This is a genomic window from Halomonas sp. MS1, assembly GCF_024182575.1.
GTDB lineage: Bacteria > Pseudomonadota > Gammaproteobacteria > Pseudomonadales > Halomonadaceae > Vreelandella.
In genome coordinates, this window is sequence record NZ_CP098926.1 from 3,813,500 (window position 1) to 3,837,103 (window position 23,604).

At 52.4% G+C, this 23,604-nt stretch carries 38 protein-coding genes and 1 tRNA gene; 26 read left to right on the forward strand and 13 right to left on the reverse strand.

The window, feature by feature from the left end; genetic code table 11:
- Positions 1-142: 142 nt before the first annotated feature.
- From NF683_RS17630 to NF683_RS17655, 6 genes are all read right to left on the reverse strand, one after another.
- On the reverse strand, positions 143-355 hold the full coding sequence (locus NF683_RS17630) for a hypothetical protein (RefSeq protein WP_253920570.1): 213 nt from the start codon (positions 353-355) through the stop codon (positions 143-145).
- Entirely contained in the window at positions 342-614 is a 273-nt protein-coding gene (locus NF683_RS17635) for a hypothetical protein (RefSeq protein WP_172419980.1), read from the reverse strand. Before NF683_RS17635 ends, NF683_RS17630 begins: the two co-directional genes overlap by 14 nt.
- Positions 598-921, reverse strand: a complete 324-nt coding sequence (locus tag NF683_RS17640; protein ID WP_253920571.1) for a MarR family winged helix-turn-helix transcriptional regulator — start codon at positions 919-921, stop codon at positions 598-600. Before NF683_RS17640 ends, NF683_RS17635 begins: the two co-directional genes overlap by 17 nt.
- A gap of 2 nt (positions 922-923) precedes the next feature.
- Positions 924-1,661: a hypothetical protein gene (locus NF683_RS17645; RefSeq protein WP_253920572.1), complete on the reverse strand. Its 738-nt coding sequence runs from the start codon at positions 1,659-1,661 to the stop codon at positions 924-926.
- On the reverse strand, positions 1,652-2,659 hold the full coding sequence (locus NF683_RS17650; protein ID WP_253920573.1) for a helix-turn-helix domain-containing protein: 1,008 nt from the start codon (positions 2,657-2,659) through the stop codon (positions 1,652-1,654). The genes NF683_RS17645 and NF683_RS17650 overlap by 10 nt, the downstream gene beginning before the upstream one ends.
- 79 nt (positions 2,660-2,738) lie before the next feature.
- Entirely contained in the window at positions 2,739-2,969 is a 231-nt protein-coding gene (locus tag NF683_RS17655) for a transcriptional regulator (RefSeq protein ID WP_120387383.1), read from the reverse strand.
- Here NF683_RS17655 and NF683_RS17660 point away from each other — a divergent pair.
- The 19 genes from NF683_RS17660 to NF683_RS17750 all read left to right on the forward strand — a co-directional run bounded on the left by NF683_RS17660 (position 2,859) and on the right by NF683_RS17750 (position 11,460).
- Complete coding sequence (locus NF683_RS17660) at positions 2,859-3,728, forward strand: LexA family protein (protein WP_253920574.1); 870 nt, start codon at positions 2,859-2,861, stop codon at positions 3,726-3,728. The genes NF683_RS17655 and NF683_RS17660 overlap by 111 nt on opposite strands.
- Before the next feature lie 11 nt (positions 3,729-3,739).
- Positions 3,740-4,072: a hypothetical protein gene (locus NF683_RS17665; RefSeq protein WP_253920575.1), complete on the forward strand. Its 333-nt coding sequence runs from the start codon at positions 3,740-3,742 to the stop codon at positions 4,070-4,072.
- Positions 4,062-4,379, forward strand: a complete 318-nt coding sequence (locus tag NF683_RS17670) for a CCDC90 family protein (protein ID WP_253920576.1) — start codon at positions 4,062-4,064, stop codon at positions 4,377-4,379. The genes NF683_RS17665 and NF683_RS17670 overlap by 11 nt, the downstream gene beginning before the upstream one ends.
- Before the next feature lie 141 nt (positions 4,380-4,520).
- Complete coding sequence (locus tag NF683_RS17675) at positions 4,521-4,934, forward strand: LuxR C-terminal-related transcriptional regulator (protein WP_253920577.1); 414 nt, start codon at positions 4,521-4,523, stop codon at positions 4,932-4,934.
- Positions 4,931-5,374 (forward strand): hypothetical protein, encoded by a 444-nt coding sequence (locus tag NF683_RS17680; RefSeq protein WP_253920578.1) that lies wholly within the window; start codon positions 4,931-4,933, stop codon positions 5,372-5,374. Before NF683_RS17675 ends, NF683_RS17680 begins: the two co-directional genes overlap by 4 nt.
- Positions 5,371-5,643, forward strand: coding sequence for a hypothetical protein (locus tag NF683_RS17685; RefSeq protein ID WP_253920579.1), 273 nt, complete (start codon positions 5,371-5,373; stop codon positions 5,641-5,643). Before NF683_RS17680 ends, NF683_RS17685 begins: the two co-directional genes overlap by 4 nt.
- Positions 5,640-5,936, forward strand: coding sequence for a hypothetical protein (locus NF683_RS17690; protein ID WP_253920580.1), 297 nt, complete (start codon positions 5,640-5,642; stop codon positions 5,934-5,936). The genes NF683_RS17685 and NF683_RS17690 overlap by 4 nt, the downstream gene beginning before the upstream one ends.
- Entirely contained in the window at positions 5,933-6,253 is a 321-nt protein-coding gene (locus NF683_RS17695) for a hypothetical protein (RefSeq protein WP_253920581.1), read from the forward strand. The genes NF683_RS17690 and NF683_RS17695 overlap by 4 nt, the downstream gene beginning before the upstream one ends.
- 10 nt (positions 6,254-6,263) lie before the next feature.
- A complete protein-coding gene (locus NF683_RS17700) occupies positions 6,264-6,479 on the forward strand; it encodes a hypothetical protein (protein WP_253920582.1) in 216 nt (71 codons plus the stop codon).
- 88 nt (positions 6,480-6,567) lie between these two features.
- Positions 6,568-6,807 (forward strand): hypothetical protein, encoded by a 240-nt coding sequence (locus NF683_RS17705; protein ID WP_253920583.1) that lies wholly within the window; start codon positions 6,568-6,570, stop codon positions 6,805-6,807.
- A 1-nt stretch (position 6,808) separates the two neighbouring features.
- Positions 6,809-7,741, forward strand: a complete 933-nt coding sequence (locus NF683_RS17710; RefSeq protein ID WP_253920584.1) for a recombination-associated protein RdgC — start codon at positions 6,809-6,811, stop codon at positions 7,739-7,741.
- On the forward strand, positions 7,738-8,043 hold the full coding sequence (locus NF683_RS17715; RefSeq protein ID WP_253920585.1) for a hypothetical protein: 306 nt from the start codon (positions 7,738-7,740) through the stop codon (positions 8,041-8,043). The genes NF683_RS17710 and NF683_RS17715 overlap by 4 nt, the downstream gene beginning before the upstream one ends.
- The gene (locus tag NF683_RS17720) at positions 8,040-8,660 is read left to right on the forward strand and encodes an HNH endonuclease signature motif containing protein (RefSeq protein ID WP_253920586.1); all 621 of its coding nucleotides are present in this window, start codon (positions 8,040-8,042) and stop codon (positions 8,658-8,660) included. The genes NF683_RS17715 and NF683_RS17720 overlap by 4 nt, the downstream gene beginning before the upstream one ends.
- Positions 8,657-8,920 (forward strand): hypothetical protein, encoded by a 264-nt coding sequence (locus tag NF683_RS17725; RefSeq protein ID WP_253920588.1) that lies wholly within the window; start codon positions 8,657-8,659, stop codon positions 8,918-8,920. The genes NF683_RS17720 and NF683_RS17725 overlap by 4 nt, the downstream gene beginning before the upstream one ends.
- A gap of 14 nt (positions 8,921-8,934) precedes the next feature.
- Positions 8,935-9,198, forward strand: coding sequence for a hypothetical protein (locus NF683_RS17730; RefSeq protein WP_253920590.1), 264 nt, complete (start codon positions 8,935-8,937; stop codon positions 9,196-9,198).
- Positions 9,195-9,602 (forward strand): hypothetical protein, encoded by a 408-nt coding sequence (locus NF683_RS17735; RefSeq protein WP_253920592.1) that lies wholly within the window; start codon positions 9,195-9,197, stop codon positions 9,600-9,602. The genes NF683_RS17730 and NF683_RS17735 overlap by 4 nt, the downstream gene beginning before the upstream one ends.
- The gene (locus tag NF683_RS17740; protein WP_253920593.1) at positions 9,599-10,111 is read left to right on the forward strand and encodes a hypothetical protein; all 513 of its coding nucleotides are present in this window, start codon (positions 9,599-9,601) and stop codon (positions 10,109-10,111) included. The genes NF683_RS17735 and NF683_RS17740 overlap by 4 nt, the downstream gene beginning before the upstream one ends.
- A gap of 1 nt (position 10,112) precedes the next feature.
- Entirely contained in the window at positions 10,113-10,319 is a 207-nt protein-coding gene (locus NF683_RS17745; protein ID WP_146943521.1) for an excisionase, read from the forward strand.
- Position 10,320: 1 nt separating this feature from the next.
- Positions 10,321-11,460 carry a tyrosine-type recombinase/integrase gene (locus NF683_RS17750; RefSeq protein WP_253920594.1) on the forward strand — a complete coding sequence of 380 codons (1,140 nt, stop codon included), beginning with the start codon at positions 10,321-10,323 and terminating at the stop codon, positions 11,458-11,460.
- Positions 11,461-11,569: 109 nt separating this feature from the next.
- Here NF683_RS17750 and NF683_RS17755 read toward each other — a convergent pair.
- From NF683_RS17755 to NF683_RS21320, 4 genes are all read right to left on the reverse strand, one after another.
- Positions 11,570-11,646, reverse strand: a tRNA-Pro gene (locus tag NF683_RS17755).
- A gap of 126 nt (positions 11,647-11,772) precedes the next feature.
- Positions 11,773-12,582: an inositol monophosphatase family protein gene (locus NF683_RS17760; RefSeq protein ID WP_038484635.1), complete on the reverse strand. Its 810-nt coding sequence runs from the start codon at positions 12,580-12,582 to the stop codon at positions 11,773-11,775.
- A gap of 93 nt (positions 12,583-12,675) precedes the next feature.
- Positions 12,676-13,131 carry an anti-virulence regulator CigR family protein gene (locus NF683_RS17765; RefSeq protein ID WP_089038434.1) on the reverse strand — a complete coding sequence of 152 codons (456 nt, stop codon included), beginning with the start codon at positions 13,129-13,131 and terminating at the stop codon, positions 12,676-12,678.
- A 161-nt stretch (positions 13,132-13,292) separates the two neighbouring features.
- On the reverse strand, positions 13,293-13,688 hold the full coding sequence (locus NF683_RS21320) for a prepilin-type N-terminal cleavage/methylation domain-containing protein (protein WP_269768698.1): 396 nt from the start codon (positions 13,686-13,688) through the stop codon (positions 13,293-13,295).
- A gap of 215 nt (positions 13,689-13,903) precedes the next feature.
- On the opposite strand from NF683_RS21320, the gene pilB reads away from it, so the two are divergent.
- Genes pilB through NF683_RS17800 form a run of 6 tightly spaced genes read left to right on the forward strand, consistent with a single transcriptional unit; the run spans position 13,904 to position 19,576 of the window.
- A complete protein-coding gene (gene pilB, locus NF683_RS17775) occupies positions 13,904-15,658 on the forward strand; it encodes a type IV-A pilus assembly ATPase PilB (RefSeq protein ID WP_253920596.1) in 1,755 nt (584 codons plus the stop codon).
- Between the two features lie 6 nt (positions 15,659-15,664).
- A complete protein-coding gene (locus NF683_RS17780) occupies positions 15,665-16,894 on the forward strand; it encodes a type II secretion system F family protein (RefSeq protein ID WP_089038436.1) in 1,230 nt (409 codons plus the stop codon).
- Between the two features lie 40 nt (positions 16,895-16,934).
- Entirely contained in the window at positions 16,935-17,780 is an 846-nt protein-coding gene (locus NF683_RS17785) for a prepilin peptidase (protein WP_253920598.1), read from the forward strand.
- Between the two features lie 40 nt (positions 17,781-17,820).
- Positions 17,821-18,417 (forward strand): dephospho-CoA kinase, encoded by a 597-nt coding sequence (gene coaE / locus NF683_RS17790; protein ID WP_089038438.1) that lies wholly within the window; start codon positions 17,821-17,823, stop codon positions 18,415-18,417.
- Between the two features lie 39 nt (positions 18,418-18,456).
- On the forward strand, positions 18,457-18,690 hold the full coding sequence (gene yacG, locus NF683_RS17795; RefSeq protein WP_083004574.1) for a DNA gyrase inhibitor YacG: 234 nt from the start codon (positions 18,457-18,459) through the stop codon (positions 18,688-18,690).
- 13 nt (positions 18,691-18,703) lie between these two features.
- Positions 18,704-19,576, forward strand: a complete 873-nt coding sequence (locus tag NF683_RS17800) for a DNA replication terminus site-binding protein (protein ID WP_089038439.1) — start codon at positions 18,704-18,706, stop codon at positions 19,574-19,576.
- A gap of 27 nt (positions 19,577-19,603) precedes the next feature.
- On the opposite strand, the gene NF683_RS17805 is transcribed toward NF683_RS17800, so the two are convergent.
- On the reverse strand, positions 19,604-19,951 hold the full coding sequence (locus NF683_RS17805) for a hypothetical protein (protein WP_253920599.1): 348 nt from the start codon (positions 19,949-19,951) through the stop codon (positions 19,604-19,606).
- A 370-nt stretch (positions 19,952-20,321) separates the two neighbouring features.
- On the opposite strand from NF683_RS17805, the gene NF683_RS17810 reads away from it, so the two are divergent.
- Complete coding sequence (locus NF683_RS17810; RefSeq protein ID WP_253920600.1) at positions 20,322-21,155, forward strand: helix-turn-helix transcriptional regulator; 834 nt, start codon at positions 20,322-20,324, stop codon at positions 21,153-21,155.
- Positions 21,156-21,235: 80 nt separating this feature from the next.
- Here NF683_RS17810 and NF683_RS17815 read toward each other — a convergent pair whose 3' ends face one another.
- The gene (locus tag NF683_RS17815; RefSeq protein WP_009724762.1) at positions 21,236-21,610 is read right to left on the reverse strand and encodes a histone-like nucleoid-structuring protein, MvaT/MvaU family; all 375 of its coding nucleotides are present in this window, start codon (positions 21,608-21,610) and stop codon (positions 21,236-21,238) included.
- 285 nt (positions 21,611-21,895) lie between these two features.
- On the reverse strand, positions 21,896-23,572 hold the full coding sequence (gene rpsA, locus NF683_RS17820; RefSeq protein ID WP_089038441.1) for a 30S ribosomal protein S1: 1,677 nt from the start codon (positions 23,570-23,572) through the stop codon (positions 21,896-21,898).
- Between the last annotated feature and the right edge of the window lie 32 nt (positions 23,573-23,604).

Below are 23,604 nucleotides of genomic sequence, written 5' to 3' on the forward strand. Positions count from 1 at the left end.
CTGGATGCCCAATAGAACACGCCTAATAGCACAGCGAGGGTGATAACAACTCCAAGCACAACACCGGCTAAAAAGGTCATGCAACACCTCCTGCGTCAGCGACGTAGTAGCTTTCCAGCAGCGGCAGCGCGGGCAGCTCGCGCTATCCCCAGGTAGTAAGGCGATACCCATAAGGCGTGCGCCCCACGAACCGTTGAGCGACAAGCTCATCACAGGCAACGCGGATTTGATGCAGCGACACGGGCAGCTTGTACGCCTGCGCCAGCGTTGCGATGTGTTGCGGGTCGCAAGGGGCGGTACGCGCCAGCAAGCGTAGGACGATGTTTTGATGGTCGATGGGTTTAAGCGAGGGCATCGGAGGGCACCTCCTGATCTTGGTTTTCTTCCTGCGTTGCGTCCGGGTCTCCGCCGTCAATGCGTCTGAGGTTTTCTCTACGCGTCCAACACGGGCCAGAGTCATGAACCGTACCCTTGAAATAACCGTCAACATGAACATCACCTCGCGGATCATCCGTGTGGTCAATTTCAATAACCGTTCCTGTACGTCCGATGTTTTCAGGAAACATGCTATTGATAAAAACAACCAAACACCCCGGCTCAATCGGCTTTTGCATGACCCGCCTCCTCGCTGTGAGCGACCACCCGCCCTTTATCGGTTAGCTGCAGCAGCTGGCGAGCGGGCTTGTCCTGCGTGGTGCCCATCACGGTAATCAGATCCGCGTCGAGCAACTCACGGCAGCGGCCGCACGCACTGGACAGCGCAATACCGGCACGGCCTGCAATCTGGTTACGCGTCATCGGCCCAGCTGCTAGCGTATCGAGTACCGCTTTTTGGCTGGCGCATAAGCGACCACTACGACGGTGATCGTTGAACGCCGCGGCTTTGACTTCATTGCCGCTGGGTTGAAATACGCTATTCATAGTTAACGACCTCCCATTGCAGCCAGCGGCGCGCCAGCTTGCTCTAACAATTCACGGCGACGGGCTTCTTCCCGCTCTCGGGCTTCGCGGCGCTCTTCTGTCTTGCGGCTTACGGGCTGATTGATCAGGTCGCGCAGCTTGCTAACCACCTGCTTACGCTGGCGCTTACCTGATTCGGTCAGCGGCTTATCGGGCGGGGGCAGCAGGCGCTCCACCTTCGGCGCGGGCAGCTTTCCGGCGCTCACGGCAGCAGTAAGAGCGATCTCACGGCGTTGCGGGTCATGGCCTAGCGAAACCATCCATTCAGGCTGGCGTGCTTCGGCCTTAGCGGTGGCCAACTCACGCTCATAGGCGGCTAGGAACGCCATGCGGGCACCAACCTTGTCCGGACGTTCACCGTCCAGCAGTGGCTTTGCAGTGGCAAAGGCGCTTGCAATCTCGGGCGTCCACACAACGGTCTCTTGCTCGTCAGTGCTGCGCAGTGCCAGTGCCCAGGCTTCGTTACCGCTCAAATGCGCATTTGCGCTAGGAATGCGCTCAACGATGGCGGCCAGCGTCAGCTTGCCGTGTAGCTCGGCACGGCAGCGGGCCAACGCGCTGCGGATCTCGGCAAACGGATACACGCTCAGGTCTTCGGCGATCAGCATGCCCGCCGATGGGCGCATTTCCTGCCCAAGAACCTCGGCAGTTGCGTAAACAAGATCGAGCACCTGTTCGTGCTGTGCATCGGTCAGTGGCATGACGATCCCTCCTGTTGGGCGCGGCGCTGCCGTAACATGGCTTTCGCCTGCTCAAGGTTGCTGAGATTGGATTGAGTGCTGTCCATCTGTCGAGACTGGGCGTGTGTGACTTGCTGCCCTGTGGTGCACTGGGTGGCAATGGCCTCACAGTCAGCCAGCAGCAGCGAGACCGGGTGAACCTTTGTGATGTAGAACTGCTGATTCATTTGCAGGTAGAACGCCGCCACTTTGGGCGCCAACTCAGCGCCTACACGGTCGACCAGCTGCGAAAGCATTGCAGACGTCTTCTGGTTCGATACGGGCCATGTCTTGTAGCGCCTACGGTAAGCGCAGGCGTAGTTCGCCCAAGCTTTGAACGTTTTGGCATTAGGGTCGCGGGTACCGGGCATGTCTGCAGGAATACGCGCCAGCAAGTCAGCGCCAGATTCCGCCTGCTCACTTTTGGATGTTTCGGGTTCATCGGCGCCCAGATATTCACCTTCCGATGCATCGGGGCTTGCCCCCGGTGCAACAGTACTAATACTGGACCCCTCTAACTGAACCCCTAAACCTGAACCCCTCTCTTCACGGTTTTCCGAATACCCCTCTTCGACATTTCGAGTAGGGTTCTCCCCGTTTTCCGAATACCCCTCTTCGGGATCTCGAATAGGGTTCTCCCCGTTTTCCGAATACCCCTCTTCGGTTTTCCGAGTACCTGCGCCAGCAGCTTCAAGCGGGCGTTTCATAAAAATACGGCGCTCGACGATCTGTTTGCCGTCGCGGATCTGATCGACTCGCACCCAGCCCTTTTTCTTGAGTGAACTGATCACTTCAGAGACACGGTTAGGCGATAGGCCAAAGAACTCAGCTAGCTTCTTGTTGGATTTGAAACACCCCTTCTGAGGGTGCTGCAGGCTATCGATCTCGATCAGCATCACTTTCTCTTGTAGCGACAGCTCTCGATTCAGCCATATCTCGGCAGGTATCCAGACACCACGGAAGGCGCGTTCTTCGGTCATGGCGCACCCCCAATCACTGTACGCACAAACAGACCAGCGGCGAGGGCTGTGCCGTTATGCGTGATTGCATACACTGAAATCATTGAGACGCCGCCTCGCCAGCATGCGGCTGAACAAAAACAGAGGGGCAAAGTTGAGCAGCAGTGAACTTGCCATCCGTTAACTTTTCGGCTCGCAGAGCAACAGCAGGAGACATGCCATGCTTTCCACGAACCCAGTTGGAGACAGCCCCCTGGTTGACGTTGAGAGCCTCTGCGGTTTGATTTTGCCCGCCGAAATGGCTGACAAGGCTTTTGAATACGGTGTCCATCGGTCGCCCTCTTATGCGAATGCTCATAGGATAGACCATGCGCAAACTCATTTGCAACGCTATGAGGGCGCGCATAATAATTTAGGCATGGAACTCAAAGACCGAATCAGGGTGGCGCGCAAGCAGGCAAAGCTGAGTCAAATGCAAGCAGCTGACAAAGCGGGCATCGACCAGGCCACCATTTCAAACCTGGAGCGTGGTAGACACCATAGCTCCACGCATCTGCTGAAAATCGCGGACGCCTTAGGCGTGAGCTACCGTTGGCTAACAACAGGGCTTGGCGACATGCACTCAGTAGAAGACGAGCGCGCCAGCTATATTGGCAATACTAGCCCTACAGCTCAGCCCTTCCGATACTATCGCTACCCTGTTATCTCAAGCGTTCAGGCGGGGAAGTTTGCCGAGTGCATCGTGCCGTACCCATCAGGCATGGAAGATCAGCATGAAAGCACAGACTATGACGCAAAAGGGCCAGCCTTTTGGCTGGAGGTATCGGGCGATTCCATGACCGCGCCCGCAGGCGTAAGACCTAGCATTCCCGAAGGGACGTTAGTGCTGGTCGATACCGGCATTGAAGCAACACCCGGCAAACTGGTAGTAGCGCAGCTGGATGAAAGCAACGAAGCCACCTTCAAAAAATACATCGTAGAAAGCGGGCAAAAGTATCTAAAACCTCTCAACCCCGCATACCCTCTGATACCCATTAACGGAAATTGCCGGATTATCGGGGTGGCTGTTGAGGCCAAAACCAAGTTATAGCAGGCGCACTTATGAATGAAAAAGCCCTAAAAGCTCGAGAGCTGAAAGGCGAAGACTTGCATGCCTTTATTGATGCAAAGGGCATTACGCATGACTGCCCTGCCTGCGGTCACGACCACGTAGCAATACTTTCTCATGGGCCAGACCAACCGCTACACATTTTTGTGATGCCGCTCCTGCATCCAGGATCGCCAGAGGATGACGCTGTGGAAATGGTCGGTGTCACCTGTCCGAACTGCGGGCACTTACGAATGTTTGCAGCCCAAATGGTGGTCGAGTGGAAAGAAATCGCGCCGCCAAGGTCTATAAAATGGGAAGAAGAGGAGCCACCCAGTGACAGATAATGTAAGCTATCTTCCAGCAAAGGGCGGCGGAGGCACAGGAGGCGAACCACCAATGAGCAATCTTGAGGCCCGTGTAGAACATCTGGAGCGCGATGTTAGCGACATCAAGGTGACGCTAGCGCGTATCGAAGGTCGCTTTGATACGATCGACGAAAAGTTTAACGCCATGAATACCAAGCTAGACACTTTTGCCACTAAAGCTGATTTATCTGATACCAAAGTCAGCATGATTCAGTGGGGAGTAGGTACCGTTATCGCCGCTGGAGCATTAGTCTTTACCATCATGCGCTTATTCCCCGCTGCGTAATACCTCTTTACATCGCTTTAAGAGCCGCCCACTGAGGCGGTTTTTTTTCGCCCTCATAAAAAATATGAGCTTTCGCATTGACAGATATTATGAGCTTTCGCATACTTCAACGCATAACTTATGAGTTGCAAGGGGAAAGCGATGCAAATCACACACGGAAATTGGCAGGCACGAATCAATCCAGAGCGCGGAAGCCTCGGCTTCACCCGCACCGAAGCCATGGACATGATGCTGCTAGCAGAGGGAAACACCTACAAGCAGATTGCAAAAGCAACGGGGCGTTCTCCGGAGACTGTTCGCGGCAGCCTAAAGAAGGCCTATCACAAGCTAGGTGTTTACAAAGCGCTTAGCGCTGTAGTGGTAGCAATGGACCGGAAGTGGATAAGCAAGATTAACGGCGTTGCCATTTTTGTCGTGCTGTTCGCTTCGCTGCTCATCAGCGGCATCAACAGCGACGCCGACGCGATGCGCCACCGCTCACCAACACGTAGCCGCCAGCAGGTCAGCGCCAGCCGCACGCTAGCACGCCGCGACACAGGGAGCGTGTACGCATGAAACCGCGCATCGTGAAAAAGCTCAGCAAGAAAGTCCACGCCATCTTCGCCGCCAGCCCGCGACGTGATTTTCAGCAAACGGCAGAGCGCGTATGGATCGATGACGAATTTGAAACCGATTACGTAGTGCGCGGCCGCCGTTCTCAAAGCGGCAAGCTGGAGCGCCAGCATCGCAACGGAAGAGTTCGCGTCAACCGGGTGTCCAGTATTGGCGGCGAGTACAACTCCTGCATGGGTGATGCGGACGACTTCTGCCCGCTTTATGAGCACGCATCCGCCTATGTTCTGGATGCTTCAACGGATTGGGAAAGCTTCTGGTCAAGCTACGACCCGACAAGCAGCACCCATTCCCGTTATCCCGAAAGCAATATCAAGGGTCGCTTAACAGGCAAGAAGGTCATCGAGCGCCTGCGTGCAGCTGCTCAGGAGGCCCACGCATGAGCATCGTAGATAAAACCATCGAGCAGCTAGTGCGTAACCGCGTTCACGACCTCACCGACCGAGCAATGAACATCAATAGCCTCGGCATCCATCGCGCAACTGTAACGCTCACTAAAAGCTGCATCGTGCTGGGCGTGTCTCGCAGCAGTGCCATTAACACCTATACGGCTCAGCTCCCGAGCAGCGACGTAAGCGACAGGCTGGCGCTAGCTGAGCTAGACACCGCGCTAAACCAAACCCGCGTTTACCTGACAGGCGGCGCCCAATGAGCGATCTACACACGCCCTGCCGTTTCATCGTGAAGCATTGGCAACTACTGGCCATGCAAGACGGCTACACGCTCCACACCACCGTGATTGAAGCGGTGCCGGTGAAAGGTGGCTTCCTGCCCTCCTTCGTCGGCAAGCGTGACACCCGCGTCGTGGTTGATATGGCCACCCCACTACCCACGGCGAAAGCCGCACGCAACAGCCTGCGTGATGTGCTGTGGGGCGCACACGTCGAGCAGCGCATCAACCTTGACGCCCATCCACTCACTGCTACAGAGGAGCACGCCGCATGAGCAATCAAGCCACGAAATTACTATGGGCCGCGTTTCTGTTCGTCGCCCTGATCGTCATGGGCCAGCTATCGAAGGGCGAAGCCCAAGAGCAAAGCGATTGGCTGATCAGCTACTGCACCGATGCAGCGGTGTGGCAGGCCGAAGAGGCGCGCGGCGTGCCGCTCAACCAGCGCACAGGCCAGCCGGACTATCGCGGGATCGCAGCAGAACAATGCCCAGGCATGCGCCCAGCCGCGCCAGCGGTGAAAAGTCGCGAACACATTGTTTACAGCTACCCCGACTACGCACAGCCACCCGTTCAGATTGTTCAGTTTTGAGGTGATGACCATGGCAGAGCTAACCAAGGTTCAGCAGCGAGTAGTTAACAAGATCGCCAGCGGCGCAGCGCTTAATTACATCAATGGGGGGGGGTGGCGGCTTATGGATGGCACCAAGGTTCATTACCGCACGGTGTCTTCACTCAGCGCCAAAGGATTGCTTGTGCCAGCGGGTAAAGACCTTTTTGGCGACTCAGTCACCAGCTACTCACTAGCAAAGCACTAAGGCCATCAATGATCGACCAAGCCGCATTCGACCGAATTTTCAAACAGCCAGTGCCAGCGAAAGGCGACAACCAGAAAGGTGAAACCAAATGAGCAAAGCAATTCCCGAATGGCCCGACCACCTGACTCGACAGCAGGCTATCGGCTTGCTCGATTCAATCATCGATCAAGAAGACCCGTACTGGGAAAACATCGCAGAGGACTTCTACCACAAAGAAACCGACACGATGCCCAGCGTTTTTCACCTCTTTGCCGCGCTAGGAATCACCAAAGACGAGTACATGGCTGCTACGGGCGCCCAGAACGTCAACTGGCCGGGAGATCAATAACATGTGGTTCAAAAACCTACACCTCTACCGCTTGCACGGCCACCAGCTGTTAAGCCCCGAACAAACGGCAGAGCTATTAACTGAGCATGTCGCTAAGCCCTTGGGTAACGCAGACGCGCGCCGGATCGGATGGACAGCGCCAGCGGGTCGCATGGGTGGTGGGCAACTGCTGCACACCCTGCAGGGCGATAGTCACCGATTGATCAGCGCCCTGCGCCAAGAGCGTTTGCTGCCTTCTTCAGTGGTTGCCGAAGAAGTGGCCGAAAAGGTGGCAGAGATCGAAGCTACCGAAGCCCGCAAAGTCACACGCAAGGAAAAACTGGCTTTGAAAGAACAAGTCACCGAGGAGCTAATGCCACGCGCTTTCGTGCGCAGCACGAAAATAGACCTGTGGTGGGATGTAGAGCGCCAGCTGATCGGCGTGAATACAAGCAGCCGCTCACGCGCTGAAGACGTGCTCGACCTACTGCGCGAAACCCTGGGTAGCTTGAAGGTAACGCCGCTCACGTCTCAAACGCTCCCCATCCGCGCGATGACTGAGTGGCTTGGCGATACGGCTAGCCGCCCCGCTGACCTACAGCTAGGCGACAACTTCGAGCTAAAAGCCAAAGGCGATGACGGCGTGGTACGTGCACGCCAGGTGGATCTCGATAGCGACGAAATGCAACAGCTGCTCGAAAGCGGCCGCCAAGCCAGCAAGCTAGCACTGGGAATCGAGGGCCAGCTTTCTTTCGTGCTGCATGACGATCTCGCGCTTAAATCCATTCGCTTCGGTGATGCCCTTATCGAAGAGGCCGACCACTCAAGCGACGGCGACGACGCTCTAGCCCGACTAGAAACCGACTTTCTCTTGATGGCGGGCAGCCTGCGCCAGAACGTCGAGCGGCTAATTGAATGGCTGGGCGGCGAAGCCCAGCGGGAGGCTTCGTCATGAGCAAACCTATCCGGCAATCAACAATCGTTGCGGACCCGCATACGGGCGAAACGATCACGCTGCACGAGCTCGCAAAACGCTACGGCTTGCGCAGAACAACAGTGCGCGCCCGATATGATCGAGGCCAACGTGGCATGGAGCTTATCGAGCAGCCCACCACCGGCAACATTAGCGAGGCTGTGCGTGAACGAATTGCGATGGAAAACCGCAAATGCTTCATCGAACGCGCTAAACACTCGCCGCTTGCGGTGCCGCTTAAACGGATTGCCAGCGCCGATAAGACTGCTGGGGGTGCAGCGTGATCGATTATCTCGCAAATAACGGCAAACCCTGGTCAGCGTCAGACTTGCTGGCGTTATCCAAATCGTACCCAAACACTGACAACGCAACGCTAGCGCGCATGTATCGCCGCAGCGTCTCTAGCATCAAAAACCAGGCCATTAATCGCGGCTGGCGTAAATCTGCTGAGTACATGGAGCGGGAAAAGCCAGGCTGTTTTAAGCCCAACCTAACCCCATGGAATAAGGGCACGAACTACAGTGCGCCAGGTAGCGAGCGCACTCGCTTCAAAAAAGGCCACAAGCCTGCAACCTGGTTGCCTATCGGAAGCGAGCGCGTCACCAGGGATGGTTATCTAGAACGTAAGATGACCGACACCGGTTACCCGCCAAAAGACTGGGTGGCGGTCAGCCACATCGAGTGGGAAAAGCACAATGGTCATCCGGTGCCTAAGGGGCACGCTGTGATATTTCGCGATGGCGATAAGCGCAACTTCACGCCAGCCAACCTAGAGCTGATCAGCCGCGCCGACCTGATGCGTCGCAACAGCTACCTCAATCTACCCGAGCCATTACCGCAAATCGTTCAGCTTCGCGGGGCCCTAAACCGCAAAATCAACAGCAGGAGTAAGCAGGCATGAAGAACAAAATCGACGATCTACGCAACCACCTGTTTGCCCAGCTTGAACGCTTAGGTGATGAAAGCATCAAGGGCGATGCGTTGAAAGAAGAGATCCAGCGGGCAAGAGCCGTTAGTGATGTATCGGCACAGATCGTAGACACCGCCCGCGCTGAAAACGAACGGCTCAAGCTTCTCAAACGCGCCCCAGGCAGCGACTTTTTGCCCGCCGGCGAGCTGATCAATGAAGAAGGCCTGCCAGCGCTGGGAGGTGGACGGTGAGCACAGAGCCTTTTATGCGCTCTCCTAAAGCTTGTGTTAGCTGCCAGCACTATGAGCATCAGGGCTTTGATGAAGACAAGCACTGCCCGTTTCAGCGGCACTCAGGCTTGCAGGAAAAACCAACACGCACACCCTACGGCCAGTGCGATCGCCATGGCGTGCAGGTGTTCGCCACGCAGATCTGCAACGCCCACGCGCCAGATCCACACATCAAGTGCTTCGATGTAATCAATCGGCCTGAGCCGCGGGAAGTCATTCAGGAGGGCATGGAGGTATGAGCGAATACACACAAGGCGTATGCCACGACGGAGCGGAAATTCTTAAAGACGGCCAACCGCTAACTATTGAGCAGATCCTTGAAGCGCTGCGGGAGCGTGAAGTCCTCATCGAAGATCGTGCTCGTTTCCCTGACAGGCCCGACGGCGTGGGGCGAATGGAAAAGGCGGAGCGCGAGCTGGCAAAGGTTGAGCAAGAGCGCGACGCGCTGGCGGCGCATGTGGAGCGCATAGCTGAGCTGGCTAAAGCTGCATACTCCGAAAAGAATGGATGGACTATCCAGGATTTACAGAAGCTAGGCCGCGCCGTGATTGATGCGATTGGCGCCGAAGGAATGGGCGAGTTTGCAGCAGATATGCGTACTGAGGCAGAGAAGTTGCGCAAAGAAGCCGAGGGCCATCAATGACCCAGCCAACCCACACCCGCCGCACCAGCGGTGGAAAATACGCCGAACTACAGCAGCACGAAGGCGCAGGGCCTCTCGCTGGGCAGTGGCTAGTGATCTACGAAGATCTGGATAAATGCATTCAGAGCGCCACCACACAGGATGACTGGCTGCGCAACTGGCGACCACTGCAGATTGATGACTGCCCAGTTTGCCTGGGTAGCGGTCACGACCACATTAAAGGCAATAAAGACCGCCCATGCGGCCACTGCTACGGACTTGGCAAGGTGCGAGCCGACGGCGAAGCCGCTACCGATTTGTGGGAACTCGGCACGGTGGCCACCGGCATCATCGAGCGCCAGCAGGCAGAGCTACACCAGCTACGTCAGGTTGCGAACAACCCTGCCGTACAGGCGCTGATCGAACAGCAGCGCCAGCAAGCGATGAGCGACAGCATGGCGCATCAGGAGCGGCAATGGCGAGATGGCAAAGGCCACGGCCCAGGCGGCCAAAGGATGACAGGAGACTGATATGAAAACTGGCAAATTGATGGACTTGGATCAATGGCGCCGTGCACGCTTCGCAGGCAATCCACCGTCTCTAACGACTGTGCGCCGGTGGTGTCGGGAGGGAATGGTGCCCGCTAAGAAAATGGGGGGCACATGGTTTATAGACTTGGATGCAGAGCGCCGCCAAACCGGTAACGAATTAGCCGACAGCGTATTGATGGAGGCGTGACATGGCGCCAAGGCCACGGAAAAGAAAGAACAAAGGCCTAGAGCCTAACCTGTATGAGAGCGACGGTTACTATATTTATCGTCGCCCTGATACTGGCAAGCGGCACGGGATGGGTAGGGATCGAGCTAAAGCCCAGGATGCGGCGCGCATACTTAATGTGCGCCTGATGAAAGGCGCGGATCTAGTGGCGGGCGTGATGGGCGAAAGCGGCGTCACACTGGAAGCCGCAATTAAAGCCTGGCTGGCTGAGTGGGTTAAGCCTAGCCCGCTGGGAGACTGGACCAAAGAGGCAAAACGTGGCCGGGGTGAGCGCATCATCAACGATGCTGGCAGTATGCTACTAGAGAACATCACCACTCGATGGTGTGCTGAATATCTTAGCGAAAATCATCACAACACGGCGTACGTTCAATACCGCTCAGTGCTATCGCAGATATTCCAGTTCTCTCAAACTAAGGGCTGGGTTGACCACAATCCAGTAGAGCCAACTCGTAAGAACAACTATTACAAGAAAGTCAGGGCGCGCTTAAGCGTTGCGCAATTCCAAAACATTCATGCTTTAGCAGATGGCTGGATGAAAATAGCAATGGAGTTATCTCTGTTATGTTTATTTGGTCGAGCTGAAGCAGTCGCCGCTAAATATGAAGATATTAAAAATGGGCGACTACATTATATTCGTGAGAAAACAAAAGAGCGCAGCAAAACTGCTTATGTAGCAATTGAATTAACGCCCGCGATTGATGATTTAATTAAAAGGTCGCGACAGATTGAACCAGTGTCCCCTTTTATAATCCATCGCAAGCCATTAAGAATGCCAAGCCGAAAAGGAAATAAGCACTGGTCACAAGTTACACCTGATTACTTATCAAGAGAGTTTGAAAAGCTTCGCGACTTAATACCAGATATAAAATCTATGCCTCAAGAGGAACGCCCAACGTTTCATGAAATACGCTCACTGGGCTCACGACTACTAGAGCTAAAAGGCACCTCAGTGGAAGACATTCAAGCCCTCATGGGTCACGCAGATGAGAGTATGACACAGGTGTATTTAGACGGTCACGACACACGCTGGCAAGCGGCTAAGGGCAACCCGTTCACAATGGACGCCCTGCTTTCAGGCATGGAAAACGTCACGTCTTAAGCCCTTGAAATGCTGGATTGTTTTTCTAAAATATTTCGAAAGTTTTACCAAGCACAAAAAAACCGCCGCTAGGTTTTACCCGTAAGCGGCGGTTTTCATTAGATATTCTTGGTCGGAGTGACAGGATTCGAACCTGCGACCTTTGCAACCCCATTGCAACGCGCTACCAAGCTGCGCCACACTCCGATATCTTGGATTAGCAACGAATGTTAACCAACATCGTTTGCCTCAAGACGGTGCGTATACTAGCGCTTTCTTAACCAAATGAAAAGCTCTTTTTGCGCTTTCTTTTCAATTGCTTGCCGCTTGCAGTTAATCGATGCGCTTAAGTAGCGATGCCATGGCATCATATACCTTGGGCGTTGTGACGAGCAGTTGCTCTGGGTAGAGGTCGGCTGGCACGCCGTCAGGCACCTCAGTTAAGTGGCCTACTTTCGCGCCTGCCTCGCGAGCAATGACCCAACCCGCGACAAAGTCCCATGGTGAAACGCTTTCGTAATACGCGTCTAAGCGGCCGCAGGCGACATCACAGAGGTCAATCGCAGCTGCACCATTGCGACGAACATCCTGACAGTTCACCAACACGGCTTCCAAACGTGGTAGAAGCTGTTTGCGGGCCTGTTTATCGTAGGGAAAACCGGTAGCCACCAGAGTGCTTTCAAGCGTATCAGCGTCACTCGGCTTGATTGGTTGCTGATTGCAGTACGCACCTAATCCTTGCGCGGCACTGAAGGTATCACCCAAGAAAGGGGCATGAACGACGCCTACTTTACCGATGCCGTTCTCTATCCAGCCAATCGATACCGCCACATGGCGCAGGCCTTGAGCAAAGTTGACGGTTCCATCGATAGGATCTACCACCCACAGCCGCTCGGCGGGGGTATGCAGCGCACGCTCAGGGCTTAGCTCTTCACTCAATCTCGCTTCACCAGGAAAATGCTCCTCCAGGCGCTGGCTAATTAGCGTATCAACTGCCACATCAACATCGGTAACCAGCTCAATGCCAGCTTTTAAACGTTGACTGAAATCTTGCTGTTCGCGGGCGCGGCGAATCATATCGCCTGCCTCCTCCGCAATACGCACTGCCAGCGCCAGCCGCTCTTCTAGGGTGTAGGCCGTCATTAACGCTCCTTACTTGGTAGTTTCACATTGCCTGAAGTAAGCCCAGCTTAAGCGGTGACGCATGGCATTACCATGAGCCATGCGAAACAACCTTTAACGAAGCGCATCAACCAGCACATCGACAACGATACGGGTCGCCGCCTCAATGAGTACGACATCGGCTCCTACGCGCTCCCATTCGTAGCCGGGGTAATGGGGAAGTTGAGATGCCAACGGGCCATCAAAACGTTTTGCAATTCCCGGGGGAAGGGGTTTACCGCGTTCTAAGTTGCGCTGAATACCTGGTGGCAATGGCTGAGCACGTGGCGCATCGTATTGCCGCAAGAGATGAAGCAGTTCACGTTCGTTGATACGAGGAAGATCTACAACGCGTTCGTCGCGATGGCGACGCTCATGTCGGCCTATATCCTGCCCGCCACGCTGGCGCTCGGAATGTGGGCTGTTGTCTCTAGCACCATGGGCGGGTGCGTGTGCTGGCTGTGCGACTGCCGCCACTTGCCACAATAGGGTGCAAGCTAACAGGCAAGCGCTAATAGGGATTGATTTCATTATCGGCTCCTTATGACCAGGAGCATTGAGTATAGAGAGCAAATGCGCAGGCAGTGTGAAGATTGAACAATATTAAAAATACGGGCAAAAACCTGCAGATAAAAAAACCATTAGCTGGCACCACAACCAAAGCTAATGGTTAGATTTTAAGGTGCTGTACACTATCCCTCAGCAGTCATAGAAATTATCCCGTCTCCAGATACATACACAGTTTCCTGGCGATCCTGAGTTGAAACTTCAATAGTTTCTGATAGTTCGATATCTGCAGCGCCTGAAAATACAGTGAACAGCTTCTCAACATCCGTATTTTTAGCACATGACTGAAAGCTAAATTCAGGCGCGCCCTCTCCGAGAGACGCTTCCGCGACTGAAAGTGTTCTATATGAGTTGAGTTCTCCAACACATGCAGAAGCCTCTGAGCGGTCCAAGTAGCTTCCATACTTGGGCACGCCGATGGCAGCCAAGATGCCGATAATAGCAATGACTACCATCAGTTCAATGAGAGTAAAACCACTTTGCTTGTGAATTGTAGTTATTTTAAAAATTTTTTTATTCATAACACTGCTCCTTTGTGCTATTAAATTTCCTCTTCAATAACATGAATGCGATAAGTGCGCTAAACAAGCCCGTGCCACAATGTTTAACAATACCAACAGCTTCTCGATGCTATATTGAATCAACAATAGCAATCACATCGTTACATTTCCGTTGACTATTAATAATAATTAATACTTAGCATAAAGAAATAAAACAAACATGATTGAATTTAGCCATGAACGATTTAACCCCCGGGCCGACGCTGAGCAAGGCGGCCATGCATAGCGGCCTGCAGGGTATCGCTAAACGGCTGGTTGAAAATGGCGTGCTGACCGATGCTCAGGCGACTGTTGCGGAAAACACAGCGGCAGAGCTTGAAATGTCGCTGTTACAGCACGTGGTCGATAGTGGGCTAGTAGAATCAGGCGCAGCAGCGCTGGCCGCTGCCTGGGAGTATGGTTTACCGGTCGTTGACCTAGATGCCATTCGTATAAACGCGCTACCACCCGCCAATGACTACCCCGTTAAAATATTAGAGCGTCTAGATATTCTTCCTCTGGCACGCCACGGGCACCGTCTTACTGTCGCTGTCCCCTACCCCGCTACGCTAACCCAGCTGAATGAACTTCAATTTGCTACCGGGCTAAGTGTAGATGGCGTACTGGCTCCCGCTGATCAACTTAAAAACACTCTAACGCAATATCTAGCGCAAAATGAGCGCAGCATGCTAGATGAATTGGAAAACGTAGATGATGCGGTCAGCGCGTTGAATATTGTTCAGTTGGACGAAGATGAGGCGACATTAGACAAAGCAGCAACAGATAGCGAAGATGCCCCTGTCGTTAAATTCGTCAATAAAATACTGCTAGACGCTATCAGCCGCGGCGCTTCCGATATTCACTTTGAGCCCTACGAAACCCAGTACCGGGTGCGCTTTCGTATTGATGGCATGCTGCTTGAAATTGCTCGCCCACCTTTTGCGCTGCGGCACCGCATCGCAGCACGTGTAAAAATCATGTCTCGGCTGGATATTTCTGAGCGGCGTCTGCCTCAGGATGGCGCAATCAAGCTGCAGCTTTCACGCACGCGCTCAATTGATTTTCGAGTGAACTCACTACCCACTGTGTTTGGTGAAAAAATAGTACTGCGTTTGCTAGACCCTGCCACTGCTCAACTCGCTATCGAGCAGCTAGGTTTTAGCCCTGAACAGCAGGCTGTTTATGAACACGCACTTAAGAAGCCTCAAGGAATGATCCTGGTTACCGGGCCGACGGGGAGCGGTAAAACAGTGACGCTTTACACAGGCATCAACATTCTTAACCAAATTGAACGCAATATTTGCACCGCCGAGGACCCAGTAGAAATTAAAGTGTCGGGGGTCAATCAGGTGAACGTTCTCCCTAAAATCGGTCTGAACTTCGCCAGTGCTCTGCGCGCCTTTTTACGCCAAGACCCTGATGTCGTCATGGTGGGCGAAATTCGCGACTTGGAAACCGCTGAAATTGCCGTAAAGGCAGCCCAAACAGGCCACTTAGTGCTATCTACCGTACACACTAACTCCGCCGCTGAAACGCTAACCCGTTTAGCGAATATGGGCATCGCATCGTATAACATTGCAAGCTCAGTTAGTTTGATCATTGCCCAGCGCTTGGCACGCAAGCTATGTGACCTATGCAAAGTACCCGCTAAGATTCCTGCCGAAGCGCTGCGTCAGGCTGGCTTTAGCCAACAGGATATTTGCAACGGCACGATTTATTCAGCAGTCGGTTGTAAACAATGCACCCAGGGCTATAAAGGTCGTATTGGTATCTATGAAGTGGTGCCTATTACTGATGCCATGCGCCAGCTGATTATGCGCGATGGCGATGCGCTAGATATCGATCAACAAGCCCGCCGCGAAGGCTACCCTAGCCTTTATCAGCGTTGCCTAAGTCGTGTGCTGGATGGCAGCACTAGCCTGGCAGAAGTTAACCGCATCAGTAAGGAGTAACGCGCCATGGCCAACGCTAAAGCATATCGCACCAAGCCAACGCCGCTACACCGCTGGAAGTGGGAAGGTAAAGGGCCGCAAGATCGAGCCATGCGCGGTGAGTTGATTGGCCGCACCAAACCCGAAATCATTGAACAACTGGCTAAGCAGCGTATTGTCGCCACAAAAATCCAAAAACGTAGCAGCTTTAGTGGTCGCAGCAAGGTATCCAACGTCGACATCATGATTTTTGCACGGCAAATGGCCACCATGGTGCGAGCAGGTATCCCTATTCTTCAGGCGTTACAAGCCGTTTCTGAAAGCCTAAAAAAACCCGCGATGGTAGCCCTAACCCAGAAAATCATGGAAGACGTCTCTTCGGGCGATAGCCTTTCCAGCGCCATGGCAAAACACCCCAAACAGTTTGACCGCCTGTTCGTTAGCCTGGTCGACGCAGGAGAGCAGGCTGGTGCGCTTGACCAGATGCTGGAGCGGGTAGCCAGTTATAAAGAGAAAGTTGAATCACTCAAAAATCGTGTCAAAAAAGCGCTCTGGTACCCCACTACGGTGATGATCATTGGTGTTGCCGTTACCATGTTACTACTCATCAAAGTCGTGCCTGAATTTGAGAGTATGTTTCAAGGTTTTGGCGCAGAACTGCCAGCGCTCACTCAGTTTACGGTTAACTTATCGGACATGGCCCAAAAGTACTGGTTACAAGCAACGGGTACACTAATCGGCAGTATCATGCTGCTGAAAGCTGCAGCGCGACGCTCACCACGCGTCGCTTATCGGTTAGACAGCATGATGCTTCACCTGCCTATCCTTGGCGATATTTTACACAAATCGGCTGTCTCACGATTCACACGCACCTTAGCGACTACCTTTACTTCAGGCGTGCCACTTATTGAAGGGCTCGAAACTGCCGCAGGTGCATCGGATAATCGCGTGTATATCAGAGCGATTAATGAAGTGCGCCAAGATGTCACTACTGGACAACAGCTGCATTTCGCCATGCGTATGACCAACCGCTTTCCAGCGCTGGCAGTTCAAATGGTGAGTATTGGTGAGGAAGCCGGCTCACTAGATGCCATGCTTAACCGAGTCGCCGATTACTACGAAGAAGAAGTGGATAATAAAGTAGACGCCCTGACCTCGTTAATGGAACCGATTATTATCGTTGTCCTTGGCGCACTAGTGGGCGGCGTTGTAGTCTCCATGTATTTGCCTATTTTTGAAATTGGCACCGCACTATAAATAAACCGTTCACACGCACTTCCCCAACAATTGGAATACCATGGGTTTATCATCAAGCTTTTACCTCTTTTTTGCTTTACTGATCGGCCTCTGCTTTGGCAGTTTTCTCAACGTTGTCATCACCCGTTTACCCGTTATGCTAATGCGCCGTTGGCGTAATGAAGCACGCGCCTCTCTTGAACTGGCCGACGAAACACCCCCCCGCTTTAACCTTGCTACTCCAAGGTCAATGTGTCCACGCTGCGAACAACCCATTGCTTGGCACGATAACCTACCCTTAATCGGCTGGCTAAAAAGAAGGGGAAAATGCGCCCATTGCCAAACCTCCATCAGTGTACAGTACCCATTCGTTGAGCTGATGGGCGGACTACTTGCTGTGGTCGTTGTGGCTTTGCATGGCCCGACGCTAAGCGCAATGTTTATCTATGGCGCTTGTGTAACACTACTGGCTTTGGCAGTGATCGACTTTCGAACCTATTTACTCCCTGATATGTTGACCCTACCGTTGTTATGGGCTGGCTTAGCTTACCAACTGTTCTTTCAGCCCCTGCTGCTCCCTGGCGCTGTCATCGGCGCAATGGCGGGCTATCTTGTGCTATGGAGCTTTTACTGGGTATTTAAGCTCATAACTGGCAAAGAAGGCATGGGGTTTGGGGATTTCAAATTACTCGCTGCGCTTGGTGCCTGGGTAGGTTGGAGCATGTTACCGCTACTGCTTATTTTATCTGCAGGTATTGGCGCAATCATAGGATTAGCCGCTCAAGCTATTTATCCCCGGTTACGCGGCCAACCTCTCCCCTTTGGCCCCTTTCTTGCGCTGGCGGGCTGGATTTGCATACTGGTAGGCAACGAGTTAATGACACTCTATACGTCGTTGCTGTATTAAGCCTAACGCCGATTTTGATTCAATTCTATGGGGAGCATGCATGATCATTGGACTAACAGGCGGTATAGGCTCGGGAAAGTCAACCGTTGCCCGTGCATTTGAAGAACTGGGGATTGGCTGGGTAGATGCCGATGATGTCGCGAGAGAAGTCGTTGCCGTTGGCGAACCCGCGCTAGCCGCTATTGCCGAACACTTTGGCAGCGACGTATTGAACCTCGACGGGACACTGAACAGGTCAGCACTGCGTAGCATCATTTTTGAAGATCCTGCGCAACGGCAGTGGTTAGAGTCTGTTACTCATCCCAGAATACGCGAGCGCCTGCTTTTGCATCTAGACCGCCTGCAGGCACAGTCGCCTTATGTGTTATTAGTGTCTCCTCTGCTTTTTGAGTCTGGCCAAGATAAGTTGGTTAATCGTACGTTAGTCATTGATGTGCCCGAATCGCTGCAATTAGCGCGTACGCTTGCCCGAGATGGGGTGAGTGAATCCCAGGTGCGTGCTATCCTCGCCGCCCAACTTCCACGCGAAGAACGCCTTGCTAAAGGCAATGATGTCATCGACAACAGTGGTGACCATGCGAATATGACGCGCCAGGTCATCCAACTGGATCGTCGTTATCGCGCCGAGTGCACTTAACGACGTACTTGAGACGTACTTTTGAAACAGGAGTTTGTCATGCCCACACCGGCAAATGATTCACCGCTAGAGGTTGCTTGCCCCCAATGTGGCAAGAAAGTTATCTGGGGGCCAGAAAGTACTTATCGCCCTTTTTGTAGCAAACGTTGCCAACTGCTTGATTTGGGCGCCTGGGCGGAAGAGTCACATCGCATTGCAGGTGAGTCCGCCATGGATGAGGCGGACTTAGATACCCTGCTTGCTCAAGCAGATAGAGACGCACCGCTTTCTTAAAGGCTCGCCCAACATGACTGACGCCACGCTGCCTCTATATCATCTACTGCATGAACTTGATGCCCACTTTGATCAACTGGTAGCCACCATTGAGCGGGCTGCAGCGCTCTACGAATTTAGCCCACCACCTACTTGGCGGTTCCAGCCTGACGCGAACGATTCTATTTGGCTGAGGGAAGCACTGCTGGACATGTGGCATCAGCAGGGACAGGATGGCCGCGAAACGCGTAACTACATCGCGGTCATCGCCGCTAACGATGATTTATTAGCAGCGTGCCATCAAATTAACCACGCAAAAGCACGTATCAGCGATTTACTCGCGCGCATTAAGCAGTCTCATCCAAACGCGTTGAGCGATGCCAAGTCTCGTTTACCGAGCAGGCACCCACATATCGACGACATACTGCGTAAAAGCGGATTTGCAAGACTCCACTTGAAACAGTGCTGGCGACAACTCCCCATTGCCCCTGCGCCGGTGTCTAGAGTTAGGCTAGCGTGGTACAGCAGCGGTCGCTCAATCAAACGCGTTAGTGTTCAAGAGGCTGAGCAAAAATTATTACAACTAGACAGCGATGCACCACATATTCGTATACAGCTACGCAAGCTCGCCAGCATTCCAAGTGGAGAAATATTGGCGCAGGTACAAACCCAAGCCCCTTTAATGCGCGCGAATCTGTTTTTTGTCGAACCGCTTGCGGATGGGCACACGCGACGAGCACTTAATATTGCAATGCCGCTAATTGTGCCTGCTAATGAAGGGCGATTACCACATCTCAAAGCCCCAGCAGAAATGCCTCCAACGACTCGCACAAGAGCTAAGCGGCGCGACGAAAAACTAGAAGATGACGTATATTTACCTAGCTTACGCATCTATCGGTATCGCTAACGAGTTACCTCATCTCATAACGTCGCATTATTTACCCGCTACTGGCACGTCATCAAGCTTCCACCGCTTAGACTCCAGCAGCGCGTGTATGACCTCGCTTACATCTCGCTCCGACAAATCATATTCGCCAATCAGCACTTTTAAGCGTTGATCAAACAGACGCTCTTGCTCATGAGAGTGTGCCGCTTCGTCTGCAGCTTGATCCTCAGCTTCCAACGCAGCAATTGAACGTACTGGCGGCCCCGTTGGAATATTGAAATCGCTGTTAGGATCTTCTAACTGGCGCAGCGCCTGCGCGAAGGCATCATCCAGCTCACGAAACTTACGTAGCTTTTCACGCTCATCTAGCTGTTTTTGAACTTTTTGATATTTCATCGATGTTTCATTTACACCTTACTTGAAATGGATGACAAGTCTGCTGAAACAGACCTTTTTCCGACAAAACTGTGCCCAAACGCGTAAAGCCTCTGAGCAAACTTGCCTTTGCTCTTTCTTCCCAGCATAAAGGCATCACAACTTAGTAATAAATAAGCTGCTCCCGATATAAAACAGGATGCTCCTACTGGCAGAGCAAAAACGCCCAGTTAAGCAACCTAAGGTGGCGCATATAGCGGCAAATTCATCTAGTAGGCAAGCAGCAATGTTAATCGCCTATTAGATCACTAGCAACGCAAGCACCGGGATGGTGCATTACAGGTGAGATGAGTAGCGCGACCTGTACGACTTAAGCATAGGAGGCCAGATAATGTTCAATGCAATGATGCGAGCTGAGATCTGGCTGCAAGACACTCTCGATAAGCCGCTTGGAATCGAAGACCTTGCTAATCACTTAGGATACTCAGCATCACAAATACGCCGACAGTTCCGCCACTGTTTCAACATTTCACCTAGTGCTTACCGTGAAAAAAGGCGTCTTGAGCGAGCCGCTGTCTTACTTTCACTCACCTCACAAAATATAGCGCAAATCGCTATTCGTTGTGGATATACTAATCACTCTTCTTTTTCACGTGCATTTCAGCGCCGCTACCGGCTGTCACCCCGCGAATACCGTCAAGCGATAAGCAGCCTGTATCTTCTGAACAGACCTGACAAAAAATTCACAATCAGCATTGAAAGAAACCGTCCCGCACATGTGGTTTTAATGCGCTTGTACCAAGCACCAGACCACATTCCTGGGCTAGGCAACAAAAAGTATCACGCTAACCATTTAGACCACCTACAAGCCCAACTAGAGGCATCCACCCCAACCATGGTATTGCCAGACCTTTTAACAGAGAAAGTGACAGCCGCTGTAGAAGAGCCTGCACCGAACCACACTCGAACTGATATCGGGCTCTATCTAGAGAATAGAGATACTGCCGAATACCTAGCACTGCCTGTCAACTACCGTCGGGTAGACATTCCTTCACGCTACTATGCGAAAATATACTTCGATAATATTTCGCAATTATCTTATGTAATATCTGAAACGCTAGTGGCATTAATGGATGAAAAAAATCGTTTAAATATCAGCGGTGATGCACCGCAAGTATTATGGCATCCGCATCATATTGAGCTTCGAATACCTTTATTTGCCTAGCCAGTCTGGATAATTTTTTTATCCGCTCTCATCAAACCAAAAACCGGCACTTCTTGTTAGAAATGCCGGTTTAAAACGACTCAGTCTTCCATACGCTCTAGCCAGGATTCGACGGCTTCATCACCATGCTCATCTTTCCAGCTACGCAGGCCTTTATGATTACCGCCACGAGTTTCAATCACTTCACCAGTATGCGGGTTCTTATAAATCTTCAGACGACGCTTACGACGCGTAGAGGATGCCGCAGCACCTTTGGATCCGCGCTGATCCGCGTTAGGGTCCAGCAATGCAATAACATCAGAAGGACGCTTACCAAACTCGTTCATTAACGCTTCAAGCTTAGCTTTAAATTCAAGCTCGCTTTTCAAGCGCTGATCACCTTCCAAGCGCTGTAAGTCTTCTTGCAGTTGTTTTAGCTGCTGTTCCTTTTGAATATACTCATTTAATAACGACATGGGGATTCCTTTTAGCAAAGGTTTAACTGCGCGAGTTAATCAATCTATCAACTCAGTACGCACGGGTTCAGGATGCGCGCACATTATTGCTTTAAATGCGCTAGCTGACAATAGTCTAGTTGATTTTAGCTTAAATACTAATCGATTTTTATTGCTTAGTTGGAACTATAAAAACGAGCTTTATACTCAAGTCAAACATAGGCTAATGATCTATGTCATATCATACAGATTCATAAAAAACGCCGCCCATTAGGGCGGCGTTTTTCAAGACTATCAACTACTTAATTAGTCTTGGCCCATCTGCTGTTTGATTAGATCACCGATAGTGGTCGGACCACCCGCTTCCGGCTCTTGATCACGCAGCTTCTTCAGATTTTGACGAGTATCATCTTGCTCTTTCGCTTTAACCGACAGACTGATCTGACGGCTCTTACGATCAACGCTTACGATACGCGCTTCAATGCTATCGCCTTCATTCAGCACGTTACGGGCATCTTCAATGCGATCAGCACTGATTTCAGACGCCTTGAGGATAGCAACAACATCAGTCGCTAGCTCAACGTGTGCTTCTTTGGCATCAACTTCTACGATACGGCCTGTAACGATGCTGCCTTTGTCGTTAACCGACAGATATTCAGCTACTGGATCGGAATCCATTTGCTTAATACCTAAGGAGATACGCTCACGCTCAGGATCGATTGAAAGAATAACGGCTTCAGCTTCGTCACCTTTCTTGAAGTTACGGACGGCTTCTTCGCCAGTTTCTGTCCAAGAGATATCGGACAGGTGAACCAGACCATCAATACCGCCTTCAAGGCCGATAAAGATACCGAAGTCAGTGATTGACTTGATGGTACCTGAAACACGGTCGCCCTTGTTGTATTCAGCGTTGAAAGTTTCCCATGGGTTAGCAGTGCACTGCTTGATACCCAGAGAAATACGACGACGCTCTTCATCGATGTCAAGAACCATAACGTCAACATCATCGCCCACTTGGACAACTTTAGACGGATGGATATTCTTGTTAGTCCAGTCCATTTCTGAAACGTGAACCAGACCTTCAACGCCCTCTTCCAGCTCAGCAAAGCAGCCGTAGTCAGTCAGATTAGTGACAACTGCGTGCACTTTGGTGCCTTCCGGGTAACGGTCTTTGATGTTGACCCAAGGATCTTCACCCAGCTGCTTAAGACCTAGTGATACGCGGTTACGCTCACGGTCAAACTTCAGCACTTTGACGTTGATTTCGTCGCCAACAGCAACGATTTCGGACGGATGCTTGATGCGCTTCCACGCCATATCAGTGATGTGCAGCAGACCATCAACGCCGCCGAGATCAACGAAGGCACCGTAATCAGTCAGGTTCTTAACGATACCTTTGATTTGCTGACCTTCCTGCAGGGTTGCCAGCAGTGCTTCACGCTCAGCACTGTTTTCAGCTTCCAATACAGCACGACGCGAAACAACTACGTTGTTGCGCTTCGGGTCAAGCTTGATGACTTTGAAGTCTAGTTCTTTGTTTTCCAGGTGCGCAGTGTCACGAACCGGACGAACGTCAACCAGAGAGCCCGGCAAGAAGGCACGGATAGAGTCGACGTCGACGGTGAAGCCGCCTTTGACCTTACCGTTGATCACGCCCTTGACGACTTCGTCTTTCTCGAAGGCTGCTTCCAGAATCTTCCAAGCTTCTGCGCGCTTGGCTTTTTCACGGGACAGACGCGTTTCACCGAAGCCATCTTCTACGGCTTCAAGTGCAACGTGCACGTCGTCACCGATAGCGATGGTCAGTTCACCGTTCTCATCGCGGAATTGTGACGCAGGGATCTGACCTTCAGATTTCAGACCAGCGTTAACGGTAACCCAGTCACCGTCAATGTCGACAACCTGAGCCGCGACAATTGCGCCTGGCTCCATGTTGATGTCGTTAAGAGACTGTTCAAACAGTTCAGCAAAGCTTTCGCTCATGGTTTTCCTACGTGATCAACGTTGTTGAGGCA